Below are 20,135 nucleotides of genomic sequence, written 5' to 3'. Positions count from 1 at the left end.
CGCTCTTGGCAGGGACATCAGAACCGTACACGCAACGGCCGGGGCCGATCGACGGGATTACGTCCCGCCGACCGGCCCCGAACCGGCCGCTGTGTGTCAGCCGCGCCGCATCAGCCGCGAGGCTTCTCGCGCATCTCGTACGTCGCGATGACGTCGTCGACCTTGATGTCGTTGAAGTTTCCGAGGTTGATACCGCCCTCGAAGCCTTCGCGGATCTCGGTGACGTCGTCCTTGAAGCGACGCAGACCCTCGATGTTGAGGCTCTCCGCGATGACCTTGCCGTCGCGGATGAGGCGCGCCTTGGTGTTGCGCTTGACCTCGCCGGAGCGGATGAGCACACCCGCGATGTTGCCCAGCTTGGACGAGCGGAAGACCTCGCGGATCTCCGCCGTACCGAGCTCGACCTCTTCGTACTCCGGCTTGAGCATGCCCTTGAGGGCCGCCTCGATCTCCTCGATCGCCTGGTAGATGACCGAGTAGTAGCGGACGTCCACACCCTCGCGGTCGGCCATCTGCGTGGCACGCCCGGCGGCGCGCACGTTGAAGCCGATCACGATGGCGTCGGAGCCGGTCGCCAGGTCGATGTCCGACTCGGTGACCGCACCGACACCGCGGTGCAGAACCCGGATGTCGACCTCTTCGCCGACGTCGAGCTGGAGCAGCGAGGACTCGAGAGCCTCGACCGAACCGGACGCGTCGCCCTTGATGATGAGGTTGAGCTGCTGGACCTCGCCCGCCTTGAGCACCTTGTCGAGGTCCTCGAGGGACACCCGGCGGGTGCGCTTGGCGAACGCGGCGTTGCGCTCACGGGCGGCACGCTTCTCGGCGATCTGACGGGCCGTACGGTCCTCGTCGACGACCAGGAAGTTGTCGCCGGCGCCCGGGACGTTGGTGAGACCCAGGACGAGGACGGGGGTCGACGGACCCGCCTCCTCGACGTTGGCTCCCTTGTCGTCGAGCATCGCGCGGACACGGCCGTACGCGTCGCCGACCACCATCGTGTCGCCGACCCGCAGGGTGCCTCGCTGGACCAGGACGGTCGCGACGGCACCACGGCCGCGGTCGAGGTGGGACTCGATCGCGATGCCCTGCGCGTCCTGCTCCGGGTTGGCCCGCAGGTCGAGCGAGGCGTCCGCGGTCAGGACCACGGCCTCGAGCAGGGAGTCGATGTTGAGACCCTGCTTGGCGGAGATGTCGACGAACATCGTGTCGCCGCCGTACTCCTCGGCCACGAGGCCGAACTCGGTCAGCTGACCGCGCACCTTCGTCGGGTCCGCACCCTCGACGTCGATCTTGTTGACCGCGACCACGATCGGCACGTCGGCCGCCTTGGCGTGGTTCAGCGCCTCGATCGTCTGGGGCATCACACCGTCGTTCGCCGCCACCACGAGGATCGCGATGTCGGTGGACTTCGCACCACGGGCACGCATGGCGGTGAACGCCTCGTGACCCGGGGTGTCGATGAAGGTGATGCGACGGTCTTCCTCGTTGACCTGGGTGGAGACCTGGTACGCACCGATGTGCTGCGTGATGCCGCCGGCCTCACCCGCGATGACGTTCGTCTTGCGGATGGCGTCCAGCAGTCGGGTCTTACCGTGGTCGACGTGACCCATGACGGTCACCACCGGCGGACGTGCGACCAGGAACTCCTCGCCGCCCTCGTCCTCGCCGAACTCGATGTCGAAGGACTCGAGAAGCTCGCGGTCCTCCTCCTCCGGGCTGACGATCTGGACCGTGTAGTTCATCTCCTCGGCCAGCATGACCAGCGTGTCGTCGGAGACGGACTGGGTCGCGGTGACCATCTCGCCGAGGTTCATCATCACGGCGACGAGCGACGCCGGGTTGGCGTTGATCTTCTCCGCGAAGTCGGTGAGCGAAGCACCGCGCGACAGGCGAATGGCTTCGCCGTTGCCGCGAGGCAGCATCACACCGCCGACCGACGGGGCCTGCATGGCCTCGTACTCCTGGCGCCTCTGCCGCTTCGACTTGCGGCCACGACGGGCCGGGCCGCCGGGACGGCCGAAGGCGCCCTGCGTGCCACCACGGCCGCCGGGACCACCCGGACGTCCGCCGAAGCCGGGTCGGCCACCGCCGAAGCCACCGCCACCGCCGCCGGGGCCACCGCCACCGGGACGACCGGCGAAGCCGCCGCCGCCACCGGGACGACCGCCGCCGCCACCGCCACCGGGACGACCGGCGAAGCCGCCGCCGCCACCGGGACGACCGGCACCGGCCGGACGGCTGCCGGGGCCACCGGGACCACGGCCGCCACCGCCGCCAGGGCCGGGACGCGGGCCGGCAGCGGGACGCTGCGGCATCATGCCCGGGTTCGGACGGTTACCGCCGGGACCGCCGCCGGGGCCACCGGCGGAACGGGGCGCCTGCGGACGGGGCATGCCACCCGGAGTGGGGCGGGCACCACCGGGGCCGGCCTGCGGACGGGGACCGCCCTGACCGGCGCCCTGCGGACGCGGACCACCCGGAGCACCGGGGCCACCGGGACGCGGGGCACCGCCCGGACGGGGCGCCTGCGGGCGCGCCATTCCGGTGGAGCCACCAGAGGTGAACGGGTTGTTGCCCGGACGCGGACCCGCGGGACGGGCGCCGCCCGGACGCGGCTGACGCTCGCCACCGGGACGCGGGGCACCCGGACGGGCACCGCCACGCTCGCTCTGCCCCGGACGGGCGGCAGGACGAGGGCCGGGAGTCGCACCGGGCCGGGGACCGGCGGCCGGAGCTGCCGGAGGCGCGGTGAACTCGGGCGCGGCCGGAGCGGCCGGAGCCGGCTTCGGAGCGGCCGGGGGCTTGGGGCCCGGAGTCGGCCGCGGGCCGGGAGCCGGAGCCCCGGGAACAGTCTTGGGAGCCTCGGCAGCGGCCGGCTTGGGGGCCGGTGCGCCAGGCTTGGGGGTTGCGGGACCAGCAGGACGTGCCGCCTGCGCCGGCGAGGGCGCGGCGGGCTTCGCGGGAGCCGCCTTGCGCGGCGCCGCGGGCTTTCCGGCAGCGCGCTTCGCGGGGGATGCCCCGGAGCCCTGCTGGAAAGCATCAGTCAATTTGCGTACAACCGGCGCCTCGATCGTCGAGGACGCCGAACGGACGAATTCACCGAGTTCTTGGAGCTTGGCCATGACGACCTTGCTCTCCACGCCGAACTCCTTGGCGAGTTCGTATACCCGGACCTTAGCCACTTCGCTCCTTTTAGGTCCGGGTTACCGCCGGACCGTTGCTACTTCATGGGCGTACTCATCGCGTACTCATCGAGTGCTCATCGCAATCTCGACCTACTTCCAACTCGCGAGGTACCTGACCGCATGGGGTTCCGTGCGGTACTGCTTTCCTACTTCTTACGGTGCTGCCTGCGCTGCCGCCTGTTCGACGGCGCGGCTCACGTCCGCGGTATCGAGCGGTCCCTGGAGCCTGAGGGCCCTCGGGAACGCCCGGCGCCGGACCGCCAGGTCGAGACAGACCGAGGCGGGGTGCACATACGCACCCCGGCCGGGCAGCGTACCGCGATGATCGGGGACGCATACGCCCTCGACCGCCACGATGCGCAGCAGATCGCTCTTGGCCGCTCGCTCCCGGCATCCCACGCAGGTTCGCTCAGGGCATGCGCGGTCATGCGTCCGACCAGACACGACTAAGTCTACCTCCCCGTGGCGACCTCACCCCTTTGGGGCAAGAATCGAACAGTTGATGGCTCAAAACCCGTGGCGCTCTCCCCGTGTCCGAACGAGTACGGGCCGTGATCTGTTCCACGGCCCCGTCCGCCCGGGGATCCGGGGCGTCAGCCCTGCTCGGATGCCTGCTCAGGGGCCTGCTCGGTGTCCGGGCGGATGTCGATCCGCCAGCCGGTGAGACGAGCGGCGAGGCGGGCGTTCTGGCCCTCCTTGCCGATCGCCAGTGACAGCTGGTAGTCAGGCACTGTCACCCGGGCGGAGCGGGCACCGAGGTCGACGATCTCGACCTTTGAGACGCGGGCCGGCGAGAGCGCGTTCGCGACCATCTCGGCCGGATCGTCGGACCAGTCCACGATGTCGATCTTCTCGCCGAGCAGTTCGGCCATGACGTTGCGCACCCGCCCGCCCATGGGCCCGATGCAGGCGCCCTTGGCGTTGAGGCCGCTGCGCGTCGACCGCACAGCGATCTTGGTGCGGTGCCCGGCCTCCCGTGCGATGGCCGCGATCTCGACCGAACCGTCGGCGATCTCGGGCACCTCGAGGGCGAAGAGCTTTTTCACCAGATTGGGGTGCGTCCTCGACAGGGTGACGGAGGGACCGCGGACACCCTTGGCCACCCGCACGACATATGTACGCAGACGCAGACCGTGCGTGTACTCCTCGCCGGGAACCTGCTCCTGCACCGGCAGGATGGCCTCCAGCTTGTCGTCCAGCCGGACCAGGACGTTCTTGGGGTCCTTGCCCTGCTGGACCTGACCGGCGACGACATCGCCCTCGCGGCGGGCGTACTCACCGAAAGTCACGTCGTTCTCGGCGTCCCGCAGCCGCTGCTGGATGACCTGGCGGGCGGTGGAAGCCGCGATCCGGCCGAAATCGTGCGGGGTGTCGTCGAACTCCCGGGGCTCCTGGCCCTCTTCGAGCTCGGACGGCTCCTCCTTCGCCCACACGGTCACGTGCCCGGACTGTCGGTCGAGCACGACGCGTGCGTGGCGGCGGCTTCCCTCGGTGCGGTGGTAGGCGATGAGGAGGGCCGACTCGATCGCGTCGACCAACAGGTCGAAGGCAATCTCCTTCTCCTGTGCCAAGCCCCTCAGGAGCTTCACGTCGATGTCCACGGCTACGCCTCCTCTTCCTTCTTGTCCTTGCGGTTGAACTCGATCTCGACGCGCGCCTTGGCGATCTCGTCGAAGGCGATGCGGCGAGCGGTGGGCTTGCGCCCCTTCACGCCCGGCACCTCCACGTCGATGCCCTCGTCGTCCAGGTCGAGGATCCGTGCGACCAGCTCACCGGCCGGCTGCCCCTCCGGCGTGGTCAGCTGGAACCTGGCCATCCGGCCCTTGGCACGTACGTAATGACGGTGTTCCCTGAGCGGGCGCTCGGCGCCTGGCGACGTCACTTCGAGCTGGTACTCGCCCTCGCCCATGGCGTCGGTCTCGTCGAGCTTGTCGGAGATGACACGGCTCAGCTCGGCGCAGGCGTCGAGATCGACACCGTCCTCGGAATCCACGACGACCCGGAGTACACGGCGGCGGCCGGCCCGGGAAAGCTCAATCTCTTCCAGATCCAGATCCGCGGCGCTGACGAGCGGTTCGAGCAGTCCGCGCAGCCTCTCGCTCTGGGTGGTGCTCATCCGGGTGACTCCTCGGCCGCGTGTGCTGTTGTGGGTTTCGTCGTGTGTCAGCACAAAGGGTATCCGGTCCCGGGGGGTGTTGCCGTCCACCCTCGACTGACCCGCAGGTACGCTCGCCTGCGGTGATCACAGCAAGGCCTGTCGTGCGGACCGGGCCGGACCAGGGAGCGGGGTCTGACACGTGCAGATGCAGGGCGGAGGAGGGAGACATGGCGGAGCCGTGCCGACCGACGACAGCGCGGCAGATGCGCGTGACGGGGCCGGCGAGGCCGGCCTGACCGGGGCCGACCGGGGACTCCTCGGGGCCGGGAGCCACGAGCCCCGGACGGGTCACGTGGAGCGTACGGGGACGACGCGCAGGCGTGCGCTCATGGCAACCAGTGCGGCGGCCGCTGCCGCCGCACTGGCCGGGTGCTCGTCGGAGGCCACGCCGGCAAGGCGCCGCACAGCGCCGGGTTCCGTCTCGGCGGAGACCGCGCTGCGGCGGCGGAGCACGGCGGTGAGCGCCGCGCTGCTCCTGCGGTACGACGCGGTCCTGAAGGCTCATCCGGAGCTGGCGCCGCGGCTGGCGCCCTTGCGGGCGGTAGTGGCGCGGCACGTCGAGGCGCTGGCACCGGTGGCGGCCCCTGGAGCCACGAGCCCGAAGGCGTCAGAGCCCCCGAGCCCCGGAGCCTCTGCGACCAATGCGGCCTCCGAGCCCCACGCACCCGCCGATGCCGATGCCGATGCCGACGCCGACGCCGACGCTGCCGCTGCCGCTGCCGCTGCCGCCGTGAGGGGACTCGCCGCTGCCGAAAGGAGTACGGCCGACGCGCACACGGCCGCGCTGGTCGGCGCGCCGCCGGAGTACGCCAGGCTGCTGGCATCGGTCGCCGCCGCCGGAGCCGTGCACGCGTACCTGCTGACGAAAGGGGCCCGCTCATGAGCGCCCTGAACGCAGCTCAGGCCGCGCTCGCCGCGGAGCATGCCGCTGTGTACGGGTACGGCGTCGTCGGCGGCCGGGTGGGCGCGGACCGGCGGGGCGAGGCCACGGCCGCGTACGCGTCGCACCGGTCCCGGCGCGACGCGCTGGAGCGGACGGTCCGTGACCTCGGCGGCGAGCCCGTGGTGGCGGACGCCGCGTACGCCCTGCCGTTCCCGGTGCCGGACGCGGCCGCGGCGGCGCGGCTCGCCGCAGTCCTGGAGGACCGGGTCGCGGGCGTCTACTCCGACCTCGTACGCGCCGCGGCGGGCCCGTTGCGGCGGGAGGCCGCGGGGGCGCTGCGCGAGGCGGCGGTACGGGCCGTGCGCTGGCGTGGCACCGGCGTAGCCTTTCCGGGGCTCGCCGAGCGGGCGACCGGGCAGTGAAAGGGAACAACGCACGTATGGGTTTTGAACCGCCCCAGCGTCTGGTGCGGGCGCTCGGCGAGAGCGACTGGCTCGGACAACTGCCCAAGCTCCTCGAAGAGGCGGTCGCCCGTCACGGACTGAACGTCGAACGGGTGATGGCGCCCGGTGGAAGGAGCAGCCTGGTCGTCCTGGTGCGGCGGCAGGACGGCTCACCCGCGGCGCTGAAGCTCGTCCCGCCCGCCGCGGGATCCGAGCGGGAACGGGCCGCGCTGGAGCACTGGAACGGGTTCGGTGCGGTGCGGCTGCTCGGGGCGTCCGAAGGGACCCTGGTCCTGGAACGCCTGCATCCCGAGGTGTCGGCGCGGTCGCTGCCGGAGTCGAAAGCACTCCTGGAGGCGACGGGGACGGTGCGCAGGCTGTGGGTCGAGCCGCCTGCCGGGCATCCCTTCGAGTCGGTGGCCGAGCGTACGGAGCAGCAGGCCGGCGCTCTTGCGGCGCGTGCGGACTCGGCGCCACCGGCGCTGGTGGCCGCGGCGCTGGAGGCACGGGAGGAGCTGACTGCGGTCCCGTCCCCGGAGCGTCTCCTGCTCCACGGCAACTTCCGCCAGAGCAAGATCCTCGGGGGCGACCGTTCCCCATGGCTGGCGGTCGGGCCTGAGCCCGTCGTCGGCGAGCGCGCGTACGACCTGGCCCGGCTGGCCCGCGACCGCGTGGAGGACCTGATCGCGACCACGGCCGGCGCGTCGGCCGCGAGGCGGCGGGTGAACCGGCTGGCGGACTCCCTGGACGTCGATCCGGACCGGCTGCGGGGCTGGACGCTTTTCCGCGCGGTGGAGTCGGGCACACGGGCGATGGTCGCGGGCCGCGTCGGCGAGGCGGAGACGACGCTGGAGTTCGCGGCGTGGCTGTGACCGGGGAGCGGTAGGGGTCCGGTGCGGGTGTGGTTGTCGGGGTTGGCCTGTGCCGTGTTGATGGCCGGTGTGTCCGTCCTCAAGCGCCGGACGGGCTCAGGTGTACGGGGTCGGCCCGGACCGGGTGGCTGACGTTGGGGGCCGTTCCGGGGCTCCCATCCGGGACGGCATGATTTACGGCGCGCTGACCAGCACCTCAAAGGACAGCGCCCGCGCCGCGCCACAAATCACGCTTTAGTGTCCCGGACACGACCCCTCCACGGCCCCCCCTCGTGCCCAGGGGTGGGGGCCGAACGCCGTGTGTCGGGTGAACCCCCCACCGGGGGCAGTCGGCAACACGCCCCGGGGCGGGGCCGTGCAGGGTCGGCCCCGCAGGGGACGGCGGAACCACCGGACGCCCCTGAGGTGAGCGGTAACCCGCCGTCCCCGAGGAGTCGAGCCCGGAGGGGCCCCGCCCCACCACCCACCCACAGCCCCCGCCCAAGCCCGTCCGGCGCTTGAGGACGGACACCCCGGCCGCAGTCACGGACCCGGCCAACCCCGTGAACCCAGCCCGTCCGGCGCTTGAGGACGGACACCCCGGCCAACATCACGGCAGAGGCCAACCACGCACCCGCACCGCGCAGCGGACCCGCGGGGTCAGGCCAGGACGCGGGCGATGGCCTCGGCGACCGGGAGCTCCTCGCGGGCGCCCGTGCGGCGGTCCTTCAGCTCCACGATTCCCTCCGCCGAGCGGCGACCCGCGACCAGGATCGTCGGGACACCGATGAGCTCCGCGTCGGTGAACTTCACGCCCGGGGAGACCCCCGCGCGGTCGTCGACCAGGACACGCGCGCCCGCCGCGCCGAGCTGCTCCGCGACGTCGAGCGCCAGCTCGGTCTGGAGCGCCTTCCCCGCGGCGACGACATGGACGTCCGCCGGGGCGATCTCGCGCGGCCAGCAGAGCCCCTGGTCGTCGGCGTGCTGCTCGGCCAGCGCCGCCACCGCGCGCGAGACGCCGATGCCGTAGGAGCCCATGGTCACGCGTACCGGCTTGCCGTTCTGGCCCAGCACGTCGAGCTGGAAGGCGTCCGCGTACTTGCGGCCCAGCTGGAAGATGTGACCGATCTCGATCGCGCGGTCGAGCTTCAGCCCGGTCCCGCAGGACGGGCAGGGGTCCCCGTTCTCGACCACGACCACGTCGAGGTAGTCGTCGACCTCGAAGTCACGCCCGCAGACGACGTTCCGCGCGTGGGTGTCCGGCTTGTTCGCGCCGGTGACCCACGCCGTGCCCGGGGCGATGCGCGGGTCGGCGATGTAGCGGACCTTCTCCAGGCCCTGGGGACCGACGTAGCCGCGGACCAGGTCGGGGCGGCCCTCGAAGTCCTCCGCGGTGACCAGCTCGACGGTGGCCGGGGCGAGGTGGTCGGTGAGCTTGCCGAGGTCGACCTCGCGGTCGCCGGGGACGCCGACGGCGACGATCTCGCCGTCCACCTTGACCAGGAGGTTCTTGAGGGTGGTGGACGCGGGGACCCCGAGGTGCTCGGCGAGCGTCTCGATGGTGGGCGTGTCGGGGGTGTCCAGCTCCTCGACCGGTCCGTGCTCCTCCTCGGCCGGCTTCAGAGCGAAAGTGACCGCCTCGGTGTTGGCGGCGTAGTCGCACGAGGGGCAGTACACGAAGGTGTCCTCGCCCGCGGGCGCCGGGGCGAGGAACTCCTCGGACGCCGAGCCGCCCATCGCGCCGGACACGGCGGAGACGATGCGGTGCTCCAGCCCCAGACGCTGGAAGATCTTGATGTAGGCCTCGCGGTGGAGCCGGTAGGACTCCGCCAGGCCTTCGTCGGAGGTGTCGAAGGAGTACGAGTCCTTCATCTGGAACTCACGGCCGCGCAGGATACCCGAGCGCGGACGCGCCTCGTCGCGGTACTTCGTCTGGATCTGGTAGAGGATGACCGGCAGGTCCTTGTACGAGGTGCACTGGTCCTTCACCAGCTGGGTGAAGATCTCCTCGTGCGTGGGGCCGAGAAGATAGTCCGCGCCCTTGCGGTCCTTCAGGCGGAACAGCTCGGCGCCGTACTCCTCCCAGCGCCCGGTGGCCTCGTACGGCTCCTTCGGCAGCAGCGCGGGCAGCAGGACCTCCTGCGCGCCGATCGCGTCCATCTCCTCGCGCACGACGCGGGCGACGTTCTCCAGCACGCGCATGCCCAGCGGCAGCCAGCTCCAGATGCCGGCGGCGTTACGGCGGACATAGCCGGCGCGGACCAGGAGCTTGTGGCTGAGCGTCTCGGCGTCGGCCGGGTCGTCGCGCAGTGTCTTGACCATCAGACGGGACATGCGCTGGACCTGGGCTGCCATGGGTTATCTCCTGCGTACAAGAAAGGGTGATGTGCAGGAGGTTAGCCGGGCGATCCCGGAGGGTGGAAATCAGTTCCCCCGCCGCAGCGGCAGCGGCGCCCCCATCACCGCGTACGGCTTGGGTGCGCTGGGGAAGAGAACCTGGCGGGCCAGGTCCTGGTACCCCAAGGTCCGGTAGAGCCCGCGCGCCGGGCTCTCGACGTCGATCGCGGAGAGGATCGAGCGGGGCTGGGCGGCGCCGTCCGTGATGGTGGTGATCAGGGTGCGGCCGATGCCCCGGCCCTGGTACGCGGGGTGAACGTGGAGCTCGGTGATGACGAAGGAGTCGTCGAGCCAGTGGTCGTAGCCGCCTCTGCGGAGGTACGGCTCGACGACGGTGGACCACCAGTGGGTGCGGTCGTTCGGCATGCCGTAGACGAAACCGACGAGTCTGCCCTCTGAGGTCGTCGCACCGAAGGCGCAGGCGCCCGGGTAGAGCAGGTGCCGCAGCACGATGTGACGTCGGATCGCGATCTCGTCCTCGCTGAGCCCGAAGGCGAGAGCCTGCACGGCGAGCGCGTCGTCCACGCGGGCTGCGAGGTTGGCGGGTCCGACGGCGACATCCTGTTCCATGGCGGGCACCCTACTTGGCCCCGATCTGGTCAGAACAGCACGCTCGTGAAGGCGCCCACCTCGCGGAAACCGACGCGGTGGTACGCCGCACGAGCGGCTGTGTTGAAGTCGTTGACGTACAGGCTGACGACGGGCGCCACATCGGTGAGGGCGTAGCGGAGGATCGCGGCCATACCGGTCTCGGAGAGCCCTCGGCCGCGGAATTCGGGGGCGACCCAGACTCCCTGGATCTGGCAGGCCTGAGGGGTGGCCGCGCCGATCTCGGCCTTGAAGATGACCTTGCCGTCGTCGATACGGGCGAAGGAGCGCCCGGAGCCGACCAGCTCGGCGACCCGTGCCTGGTAGAGCAGGCCACCGTCGCCCACGAGCGGGGAGACGCCGACCTCCTCGGTGAACATGGCCACGCAGGCGGGCATGATCACTTCCATCTCGTCCTTGCGGATGCGGCGGACGTAGGGGTCGGGAGCGACGTCCGGGGGCATCGCCTCAGTGACCATCAGGGGCTGGTGGGCGCGGACCTCGCGGGCCGGTCCCCAGCTGGGCTCGAGCAGCCGCCACAGCAGACCGGTGGGTTCGGCGGGGCCGACGATGGAGGAGCAGCGGCGGCCGGTCCTGCGGGCGCGGTCGGCGAAGGCACGGACGGCGTCGGGCGTCGCGCAGATCGGGACGAGGTTGGCTCCGGAGTAGCAGAGCGATCGGAGCCGTCCGTCCTCGTACCAGCCCCACATCTCGCCACCGAGGCGCCACGGGTCGAGCCCGGCGACCTGGACGCGGGAGGTGACGAAGGCATTGTGGACGGGCTCGCTCTCGAGGACGGCGAGCGCGGCGCCGAGATCTCCGGGTTCGAGCACCCGGGTGGTGGTCTGCGTCAACACGAGGGCCGCTCCAACACTCCTTCAGGGCGGATGTGATCCTGCCCGCGCTCGCCGCGTGCCAGGTCGGCACCGGTCACGGCCTGGTCTGCTGATCTCCGCACTGTACCCGGAGATGTCCGGCGGCACCGCATGCGAGCAGGGACCGGACCCCTGCTGGAGGCCGGTCCCTGGCGGAAAGTGGTGTGTCAGCCGACGGAGACCGAGTCCTCGCCGGAGGCGATGACGGACGGAGTGCCCGAGGCGACGCCGTCCTTCTCCATCTGCTCGGCGATCTTCATGGCCTCCTCGATCAGGGTCTCGACGATCTTCGACTCGGGCACGGTCTTGATGACCTCGCCCTTGACGAAGATCTGGCCCTTGCCGTTGCCGGAGGCGACGCCGAGGTCGGCCTCGCGGGCCTCGCCGGGCCCGTTGACGACGCAGCCCATGACGGCGACGCGCAGCGGAACCTCCATGCCCTCGAGGCCGGCGCTGACCTGGTCCGCGAGCTTGTAGACGTCGACCTGGGCACGGCCGCAGGAGGGGCAGGAGACGATCTCGAGGCGGCGCTGGCGGAGGTTGAGCGACTCCAGGATCTGGATGCCGACCTTGACCTCCTCGGCCGGCGGCGCGGAGAGCGAGACCCGGATGGTGTCGCCGATGCCCTCGCTGAGGAGGGCGCCGAAGGCGACGGCGGACTTGATGGTGCCCTGGAAGGCGGGCCCGGCCTCGGTGACGCCGAGGTGCAGCGGGTAGTCGCACTGGGCGGCCAGCTGACGGTAGGCGTTGACCATGACGACGGGGTCGTTGTGCTTGACCGAGATCTTGATGTCCTGGAAGCCGTGCTCCTCGAAGAGCGACGCCTCCCACAGCGCGGACTCGACGAGCGCCTCGGGGGTGGCCTTGCCGTACTTCTTCAGCAGCCGGGCGTCGAGCGAGCCGGCGTTCACGCCGATGCGGATCGGGGTGCCCGCGTCCTTTGCGGCGCGCGCGATCTCCTTGACCTTGTCGTCGAACTGCTTGATGTTGCCGGGGTTGACCCGGACCGCCGCACAGCCGGCGTCGATGGCGGCGAAGACGTACTTCGGCTGGAAGTGGATGTCGGCGATCACGGGGATCTGCGACTTCCTGGCGATCGTGGCGAGCGCGTCGGCGTCGTCCTGGGTGGGGCAGGCGACCCGGACGATCTGGCAGCCCGACGCCGTCAGCTCGGCGATCTGCTGCAGGGTCGCGCCGATGTCCGAGGTCCGCGTCGTCGTCATCGACTGCACGGACACGGGAGCGTCTCCGCCGACGGCGACCGAGCCCACCTGGATCTTGCGGCTGATCCTCCGGTCGGCGAGCTTGGTCGGAACGGACGGCATTCCGAGAGAAATCGCGGTCATCTGCTGTGCAACCCCAAGGTGTGGATCGAGGTCCCGAGATCGGCGGGCTCCAGCCCTTGAGGTTACGCCACGGGCCTTGGCCCGGGCACACCACGCCGGTCGTGGCTCCCAATGAGTGAGTGGCCGGGCATCAAACATGCCCGGCCACTCTGAACGTCCCGTTACTAGGAGATTTTCACCGGGTTGACAATGTCGGCCACCAGGACGAGCAGCGTGAAGCAGACGAAGATCCCCGCCACCACATAGGCGACCGGCATCAGTTTCGCCACGTCGAACGGACCCGGGTCGGGCCGCCGGAACAGCCTGGCCACATGGCGCCGTACGGACTCCCAGAGCGCACCTGCGATATGGCCGCCGTCCAGCGGGAGCAACGGCAGCATGTTGAACAGGAACAGGGACAGGTTGAAGCCCGCGAGCAGCATCAGGAACGTGGCGACGATGTTCTCGGTGGGCGCGTCCAGGTTCAGCACCTCGCCGCTGATGCGCGCGGCACCGACGACGCCGACCGGCGAGTCGTCCTTGCGTTCACCGTCGCCGAAGGCCGCGTTCCACAGGTCCGGGACCTTGGCCGGCAGCGAGATGATCGAGTCGATGCCGCTTTCGATCATGTCGCCCATGCGGTTGGCGGACTGCCCGAAGGTCTGCGGCACGATCTCGGTCTTCGCCGCGAAGCCGAGGTAGCCGGCCTGGACGAAGTCGTCGGGCACGACGTTCCCGTCCGCGTCCTTCCTGACCACCAGGTTCTTCGCCAGCGTGGCCTGGAGCACCTTCTCCTCGCCACCGCGGTCGACCGTGACGGTGGCCGGGCCGATGGTCGCGCGGATCCGGTTGGAAAGGTCGGCCCAGTCCTTGACCGGCACCCCGTTGAACGCGACGATCCGGTCGCCCACCCGGAGACCGGCCGCCTGGGCGGGACCCACGGGGTCGCCCTTGGCGCACTTGTCGCGCTTCTCGCTCTGCTCGATGACGCACTTCTGGACGCCTGCCACCTCGGTCGTCTGCGTCGGCGTGCCGAAGGTCATCAGCACACCGAGGAAGATCGCGACGGCGAGAACCAGGTTCATGAACGGGCCCGCGAACATCACGATCACGCGCTTCCACGGCTTGCGCGTGTAGAAGAGCCGGGTCTCGTCGCCGGGCTTCAGCTCCTCGAAGGCCGCCGAGCGGGCGTCCTCGATCATCCCGCGCCAGGGAGAGGTGGAGCGGGCCTCGATCCGGCCGTCCTCCCCCGGCGGGAACATCCCGATCATGCGGATGTAGCCGCCGGCCGGGATGGCCTTGATGCCGTATTCCGTCTCACCCTTGTGCCGTGACCAGATCGTGGGGCCGAAGCCGACCATGTACTGGGGCACGCGGATGCCGAAGAGCTTGGCGGTCGAGAGGTGGCCGAGCTCGTGCCAGGCGATGGAGAAGAGCAGTCCGACGGCGAACAGCGCTATGCCGAGGACCGTCAACAGAATCGTCATGCGCGAGCCTCCGCTGTTGCCTTCATTGTCTGTTCAGTCCGACCGGCCAGTTCCCGGGCTCGGGCGCGGGCCCAGGTCTCCGCTTCCAGGACGTCCGGGACCGTCAGCGAGGTTCCCGCACCCTGGTGCTCGCCGACGACTGCCGTGACCGTATCCATGATTCCGTTGAACGGCAGCCGTCCCGCGAGAAACGCGTCCACGCATTCCTCGTTCGCGGCATTGAACACCGCCGGAGCCGTGCCCCCCAGCTCCCCGACATGCCGGGCGAGTCCCACGGCCGGGAAGGCCTCGGTGTCCAGGGGAAGGAACTCCCAGCTGGACGCCTTCGTCCAGTCGAACGCGGGCGCCGCGTCGGGCACGCGCTGCGGCCAGCCGAGGCCGATGGCGATCGGGCCGCGCATGTCCGGCGGGGTCGCCTGGGCGAGCGTCGAGCCGTCCGTGAACTCCACCATGGAGTGGACGTACGACTGCGGGTGGACGACGACCTCGATCCTCTCGAACGGGATGTCGTAGAGGAGGTGCGCCTCGATCACCTCCAGACCCTTGTTGACGAGGGTCGCGCTGTTGACCGTGATCACCGGGCCCATGGCCCAGGTGGGGTGGGCGAGGGCGTCGGCGGGGGTCACGTCGGCCAGCTCGGCCTTCGTACGGCCCCGGAAGGGGCCGCCGGACGCGGTCACGACGAGCTTGCGGACGTCGGCGCGGGTACCGGCCGCCAGGGCCTGGAAGAGGGCGGCGTGCTCGGAGTCGACGGGGATGATCTGGCCGGGCTTCGCGAGCGCCTTGACCAGGGGGCCACCGACGATCAGCGACTCCTTGTTGGCGAGTGCGAGGGTGCGGCCCGCCTCGAGGGCGGCGAGCGTGGGCGCGAGACCGATGGACCCGGTGATGCCGTTCAGCACGGTGTGGCAGTCGGACGCGGCGACCTCGGTCGCCGCGCCGGGTCCGGCGACGATCTCGGGGAGCGGCTCGCCCGTCCCGTACCGCTCCCGCAGGGCGTCGTGGAGCTCGGGGACGGCGTCCTCGCGCGCGACGGCGACGGTACGCACCCGCAGTCGGTGCGCCTGTTCGGCGAGCAGCCCGACCCGGCCGCCCGCGGCGGAGAGTGCGGTGACGCGGAAGCGGTCGGGATTGCGCAGGACCAGGTCGATGGCCTGGGTGCCGATGGACCCGGTGGAGCCGAGGACGACGACGTCCCGGCGGCCTTCGGCCGGATCGAAGGCGATGTGCGGGTCGGCGAGGGGGGATGGGCTGTCGCTCATGCCCCCCATTGTTGCCGCATCCGCTGTGCGGCCGGACAGGGTGTCCCTATGCGCCCTTGTCGTGCTCCGCCGAGAACTTCTCCCACTGGGCCGTGATCACTTCCTCCGGCACTCCCCCGATGTCCTTGGTGTCCGTGATCTCGGCGCGGAAGGAGAGCGTGGTGGAGCCGGAGCGGACGACGGTGAGGTACTCGTACAGCTTCAGCTTCCCCTTCACATCGAGGATCGTGAAGCGGTAGGCCTTCGACTCGTCGCCGACGGCCGGGGCCTTGGCCGGCTCCACCTTCAGATACTTCGCCTTCGCAATGGCACGGATCTCGGTGAACCCGCCGGCGCACTCCTTGCCGGCCTTGCCGAGAGCCTTCATGACCTCGGTGGCGGCCTTCGTTCCGTAGCTGCGCAGCTGTACGGCGACCGTGGTGCCGGTCATCTCGTCGGGGACGTCGACCTTGCGGTGGACTTCTGCCGCGGGGGTGTACGGGGTGGCGCCCTCGGCAAGGCTGACCAGCGGCTGGCAGCCGGCGGGGTCGGCCCTGTAGTCCTCTCCGAGAGGGGCGCCGAGGGTGTAGTCGGACGCGGTGTACCTGCCCACCTTCTCGCCGTCGGTGAACGCGACGGCGGTGAGCTGCTGCTCGGTGAGGGCGCCGGGGACCGCAGCACCCGGGGCCTTGGTGGGCGCGGTCCCGCGCGTGCCCTTGTCGCCGGGCCTGTCGTCGTCGCTGCCGCCGCAGGCGGCGGTGCCGGTGAGTACGGCACCGGCGAGGGCGACGGCGGCGGCGCGGCGGATCAGCCGCTCAGGCCGGGCCGCCCCCCGTGCCCAACCGCTCCGCTTCCCCTGGCTCTCCTGGCTCCCCGCCCCGAACATCCCTGCCCCGCTTCTTTGTTGATGGTGATCGCCGCACGATTGTGGTGCATGGAACGGCAGGAGTCACGGAGTACGGGTTGCGACCTGGTTGCGGTCGAGAAGGGCTGCGAAGTCCTGGTGGGAGGCGGGGAGCCGGGGAGGTGCGCGGTGCGGACGTGCCGAGGTGCGGGGCCCGGCGTACCGGCACCCCGCACCTCTGGCGCAGCGGCCGTCAGCGGACGGGCCGGTGGAGGTTCTCCCGTTTCGCGGGGCCAGGGGTGGCGTCCGCGATCCAGGGGCCCTCGTCGCTGGGGTCGATGACGCCTTCCTCGAGCCAGGTGTAGATGCCCGAGAGGACGCCGTTCACCATCTTGCGGTCGAGGTCGTCCGTGTTGCTCCACAGACGGCCGAACAGTTCCTCGACGCGGATGCGGGACTGCCGGCAGAACGCGTCGGCGAGTTGGTAGGCCTCGCGGCCGTGGTCACCGGTCAGCCGCAGGTGCTCGGCCCGTACGCACGCCGCGCTCATCGCGAACAGCTCCGCGCCGATGTCGACGACCCGGCCGAGGAAGCCCTGCTTGGTCTCCATACGGCCCTGCCAGCGCGACATGCCGTAGAACGTGGAGCGGGCGAGCTTGCGCGAGGCCCGTTCCACGTACCTCAGATGGGTGGAGAGGTCGGCGACGCCGCTGCGGTGGAACTCGGCGTAGGAGCGCGGAAGCTGGCCCGGCCCGGCCACGAGCTTCGGCAGCCAGCGGGCATAGAAGGCCGTCGCCTGGGCGCCTGCCCTGGCCTTGTCGCCGAGGGACTTCTCGGGGTCGATGATGTCGCCGGCGACGGCGAGATGCGCGTCGACCGCCTCACGGGCGATCAGCAGATGCATGATCTCGGTCGAGCCCTCGAAGATCCGGTTGATCCGCAGATCGCGCAGCATCTGCTCGGCCGGCACCGCGCGCTCGCCGCGCGCGGCAAGCGAATCGGCTGTCTCGAAGCCGCGGCCGCCACGGATCTGGACCAGTTCGTCGGCCATCAGCCAGGCCATCTCGGAGCCGTACAGCTTGGCGAGCGCCGCTTCGATCCGGATGTCGTTGCGGTCCTCGTCGGCCATCTGGGACGAGAGGTCGACCACGGCCTCCAGCGCGAAGGTGGTCGCCGCGATGAAGGAGATCTTCGAGCCGACGGCCTCGTGCCTGGCCACCGGCTTGCCCCACTGCTCGCGTACGGCCGACCATTCGCGGGCGATCTTCAGGCACCACTTGCCCGCACCCACGCACATCGCCGGCAGCGAGAGCCGACCGGTGTTGAGCGTGGTCAGGGCGATCTTCAGGCCCGCGCCCTCGGGGCCGATGCGGTTCGCGGCCGGGACCCGGACCTGGTGGAAGCGGGTGACGCCGTTCTCGATGCCGCGCAGGCCCATGAAGGCGTTGCGGTTCTCGACCGTGATGCCCGGGGACGCCGCTTCGACGACGAAGGCGGTGATGCCGCCCTTGTGGCCCTCGGACTTCGGCACCCGGGCCATGACGACGAGGAGGTCGGCGACGACACCGTTGGTCGTCCAGAGCTTGACGCCGTCGAGGATGTAGTCGTCGCCGTCCGGCACGGCCATGGTCGCCAGGCGGGCGGGGTCGGAGCCCACGTCCGGCTCGGTGAGCAGGAACGCGGTGATGTCCGTACGTGCGCACCTCGGCAGGAACGCGTCCTTCTGCTCCTGCGTGCCGAAGATCTTCAGCGGCTGCGGTACGCCGATGGACTGATGGGCGGAGAGCAGCGCGCCCACGGCCGGGCTGGCGGAGCCGACGAGGGCCAGGGCCTTGTTGTAGTACACCTGGGTGAGGCCCAGACCGCCGTACTTGGGGTCGATCTTCATGCCCAGGGCGCCGAGGTCCTTGAGACCGTTGATCACCGCGTCGGGGATCCGGGCCTCGCGCTCGATGAGGGCGCCGTCGATCCTCGTCTCGCAGAAGTCGCGCAGCTTGGCGAGGAACTGCTCGCCGCGCTGGACGTCCTCGGGGGAGGGCATCGGGTGGGGATGGATCAGGTCGAGCCGGAAGCGGCCCAGGAACAGTTCCTTGGCGAAGCTGGGCTTTCGCCAGCCCTGCTCGCGCGCGGCCTCGGCGACCTGCCGGGCTTCCCGCTCGGAGACCTTGGGTGCCGGTTGCGGTTTGGATGGTGCGGACATGAGGGACTCACCTCGCCGCTTCGTCGGGGGCGGCCGCACGGAGCTACCGCGCGGTGCTACTCGTCCGTATCTACCCGATCCGGGACCACCTCACCAGTCCTGCGGCGCACCCGGGTGTATCGGATGCAAACGTGTTCATCGGGACACAGGACGACGGCCGGAGCCCCCGCACAGTGGGCTCCGGCCGTCGGTTCGGGTGGTCCTAGAGGGCCAGTCCGGTCAGGACGAGCACGCGCTCGTAGGTGTAGTCGTCCATCGCGTACTTGACGCCCTCGCGGCCCACGCCGGACTGCTTGACGCCGCCGTACGGCATCTGGTCGGCGCGGTAGGACGGGACGTCGCCGACGATCACGCCGCCGACCTCGAGTGCGCGGTGGGCGCGGAACGCGGTCTGCAGGTCGTGCGTGAAGACACCGGTCTGCAGGCCGAACTTGGAGTTGTTGACCTCGGCGAAGGCCTCGCCCTCGCCGTCGACGCGGTGCAGGGTCAGAACCGGGCCGAAGACCTCCTCGCAGGCGAGGGTCGCGTCGGCCGGCAGGTCGGCGATGACGGTCGGGGCGTACGCCGCTCCGTCGCGCCTGCCGCCCGTGAGGACCTTCGCGCCGCCGGAGACCGCCTCGTCGACCCAGGACTCGACCCGCTTGGCCGCGTCCTCGCTGACGAGCGGGCCGACGTCGGTCGCGTCGTCGGACGGGTCGCCGGTGCCCTGCCGCTCGACCGCGGCGACGATCTTCGGGACGAGCCGGTCGTAGACCGACGCGTCGGCGATGACGCGCTGGACGGAGATGCAGGACTGGCCGCCCTGGTAGTTGGAGAAGGTCGCGATCCGGGTCGCGGCCCAGTCCAGGTCCTCCTCGGAGGACCAGTCGTCGAGGACGACGGCGGCGCCGTTGCCGCCGAGCTCCAGGGTGCAGTGCTTGTGCGGCACGGATTCCTGGATGGCGTAGCCGACCTTGTCCGAGCCGGTGAAGGAGATCACCGGCAGGCGCTCGTCCTTGACCAGGGCGGGCATGGACTCGTTGAGCACCGGCAGGACGGACCAGGAGCCGGCCGGCAGCTCGGTCTCGGCGAGCAGCTCACCGAGGACGAGGCCGGAGAGCGGGGTCGCGGGCGCCGGCTTGAGGATGATCGGCGCGCCGACGGCGATGGCCGGGGCGATCTTGTGGGCGCACAGGTTCAGCGGGAAGTTGAACGGCGCGATGCCGAGGACGACACCCTTCGGGAAGCGGCGGGTGAGCGCGAGACGGCCCTGGCCTCCCGCGTCGGTGTCGAGGCGCTGGGCCTCGCCGCCGTTGAAACGGCGGGCCTCCTCTGCGGCGAAGCGGAAGACGGACACGGCACGGCCGACCTCACCGCGGGCCCACTTGATGGGCTTGCCGTTCTCGGCGGAGATCAGCTGGGCGATCTCCTCTGTGCGCTCGGCCAGACGCTTCGACACATGGTCCAGAGCGGCGGCACGGACATGGGCCGGGGTCGCCGCGAACTCGTCCACGACGGCATGCGCGGCGGCGACGGCCTCCTCCACCTGGGCGTCGGTCGGTACGGAGACCGTGCCGACCACCCGTCCGTCCCAGGGGGACGTGACGTCGAAGGTCGTCTCGCCGGTGGCCTGGCGGCCGGCGAGCCAGAAGGCGTGGGTGGAAGTCATGTGCGTG

The 20,135-nt window shown here is 70.8% G+C and carries 16 protein-coding genes; 3 read left to right on the top strand and 13 right to left on the bottom strand.

The genetic code is table 11. From position 1 onward, the window contains the following. Positions 1-110: 110 nt before the first annotated feature. The 4 genes from infB to rimP form a co-directional block, all read right to left on the bottom strand. Positions 111-3,185, bottom strand: coding sequence for a translation initiation factor IF-2 (gene infB / locus ACFU5O_RS13275; protein ID WP_384239607.1), 3,075 nt, complete (start codon positions 3,183-3,185; stop codon positions 111-113). Positions 3,186-3,341: 156 nt separating this feature from the next. Then, entirely contained in the window at positions 3,342-3,632 is a 291-nt protein-coding gene (locus ACFU5O_RS13270; RefSeq protein ID WP_384239605.1) for a YlxR family protein, read from the bottom strand. Positions 3,633-3,781: 149 nt separating this feature from the next. After that, entirely contained in the window at positions 3,782-4,789 is a 1,008-nt protein-coding gene (gene nusA, locus ACFU5O_RS13265; protein WP_384239603.1) for a transcription termination factor NusA, read from the bottom strand. Positions 4,790-4,791: 2 nt separating this feature from the next. Next, positions 4,792-5,304 carry a ribosome maturation factor RimP gene (gene rimP / locus ACFU5O_RS13260; protein WP_384239601.1) on the bottom strand — a complete coding sequence of 171 codons (513 nt, stop codon included), beginning with the start codon at positions 5,302-5,304 and terminating at the stop codon, positions 4,792-4,794. A gap of 370 nt (positions 5,305-5,674) precedes the next feature. On the opposite strand from rimP, the gene ACFU5O_RS13255 reads away from it, so the two are divergent. The 3 genes from ACFU5O_RS13255 to ACFU5O_RS13245 are packed head-to-tail and all read left to right on the top strand — an operon-like array spanning position 5,675 to position 7,544. Beyond that, entirely contained in the window at positions 5,675-6,229 is a 555-nt protein-coding gene (locus tag ACFU5O_RS13255) for a hypothetical protein (protein WP_384239599.1), read from the top strand. Next, the gene (locus tag ACFU5O_RS13250; RefSeq protein ID WP_384239597.1) at positions 6,226-6,651 is read left to right on the top strand and encodes a ferritin-like domain-containing protein; all 426 of its coding nucleotides are present in this window, start codon (positions 6,226-6,228) and stop codon (positions 6,649-6,651) included. The genes ACFU5O_RS13255 and ACFU5O_RS13250 overlap by 4 nt, the downstream gene beginning before the upstream one ends. A gap of 17 nt (positions 6,652-6,668) precedes the next feature. Then, positions 6,669-7,544, top strand: coding sequence for an aminoglycoside phosphotransferase family protein (locus ACFU5O_RS13245; protein WP_384239595.1), 876 nt, complete (start codon positions 6,669-6,671; stop codon positions 7,542-7,544). A 639-nt stretch (positions 7,545-8,183) separates the two neighbouring features. Here the strand turns inward: ACFU5O_RS13245 and ACFU5O_RS13240 are convergent. The 9 genes from ACFU5O_RS13240 to ACFU5O_RS13200 form a co-directional block, all read right to left on the bottom strand. Then, positions 8,184-9,878 carry a proline--tRNA ligase gene (locus ACFU5O_RS13240; protein ID WP_384239593.1) on the bottom strand — a complete coding sequence of 565 codons (1,695 nt, stop codon included), beginning with the start codon at positions 9,876-9,878 and terminating at the stop codon, positions 8,184-8,186. Between the two features lie 69 nt (positions 9,879-9,947). Then, positions 9,948-10,490, bottom strand: coding sequence for a GNAT family N-acetyltransferase (locus tag ACFU5O_RS13235; RefSeq protein ID WP_384239591.1), 543 nt, complete (start codon positions 10,488-10,490; stop codon positions 9,948-9,950). Positions 10,491-10,519: 29 nt separating this feature from the next. Further along, the gene (locus ACFU5O_RS13230; protein ID WP_384239589.1) at positions 10,520-11,365 is read right to left on the bottom strand and encodes a GNAT family N-acetyltransferase; all 846 of its coding nucleotides are present in this window, start codon (positions 11,363-11,365) and stop codon (positions 10,520-10,522) included. A gap of 185 nt (positions 11,366-11,550) precedes the next feature. Continuing rightward, positions 11,551-12,729, bottom strand: a complete 1,179-nt coding sequence (gene ispG, locus ACFU5O_RS13225; RefSeq protein ID WP_384239587.1) for a flavodoxin-dependent (E)-4-hydroxy-3-methylbut-2-enyl-diphosphate synthase — start codon at positions 12,727-12,729, stop codon at positions 11,551-11,553. A gap of 164 nt (positions 12,730-12,893) precedes the next feature. Then, positions 12,894-14,195 carry a M50 family metallopeptidase gene (locus ACFU5O_RS13220; RefSeq protein ID WP_384239586.1) on the bottom strand — a complete coding sequence of 434 codons (1,302 nt, stop codon included), beginning with the start codon at positions 14,193-14,195 and terminating at the stop codon, positions 12,894-12,896. Then, complete coding sequence (gene dxr / locus ACFU5O_RS13215) at positions 14,192-15,457, bottom strand: 1-deoxy-D-xylulose-5-phosphate reductoisomerase (RefSeq protein ID WP_384239584.1); 1,266 nt, start codon at positions 15,455-15,457, stop codon at positions 14,192-14,194. The genes ACFU5O_RS13220 and dxr overlap by 4 nt, the downstream gene beginning before the upstream one ends. 46 nt (positions 15,458-15,503) lie before the next feature. Next, positions 15,504-16,322 (bottom strand): hypothetical protein, encoded by an 819-nt coding sequence (locus tag ACFU5O_RS13210; RefSeq protein ID WP_384239582.1) that lies wholly within the window; start codon positions 16,320-16,322, stop codon positions 15,504-15,506. 211 nt (positions 16,323-16,533) lie between these two features. Continuing rightward, on the bottom strand, positions 16,534-18,480 hold the full coding sequence (locus ACFU5O_RS13205) for an acyl-CoA dehydrogenase family protein (RefSeq protein ID WP_384239581.1): 1,947 nt from the start codon (positions 18,478-18,480) through the stop codon (positions 16,534-16,536). Between the two features lie 202 nt (positions 18,481-18,682). After that, positions 18,683-20,128, bottom strand: coding sequence for an aldehyde dehydrogenase family protein (locus ACFU5O_RS13200; RefSeq protein ID WP_384239579.1), 1,446 nt, complete (start codon positions 20,126-20,128; stop codon positions 18,683-18,685). Positions 20,129-20,135: the final 7 nt, after the last annotated feature.

The organism is Streptomyces sp. NPDC057445, assembly GCF_042802855.1.
GTDB lineage: Bacteria > Actinomycetota > Actinomycetes > Streptomycetales > Streptomycetaceae > Streptomyces.
The sequence above is the reverse complement of the archived record's forward strand: the minus strand, read 5'-3'. Positions and strand labels throughout refer to the sequence as shown.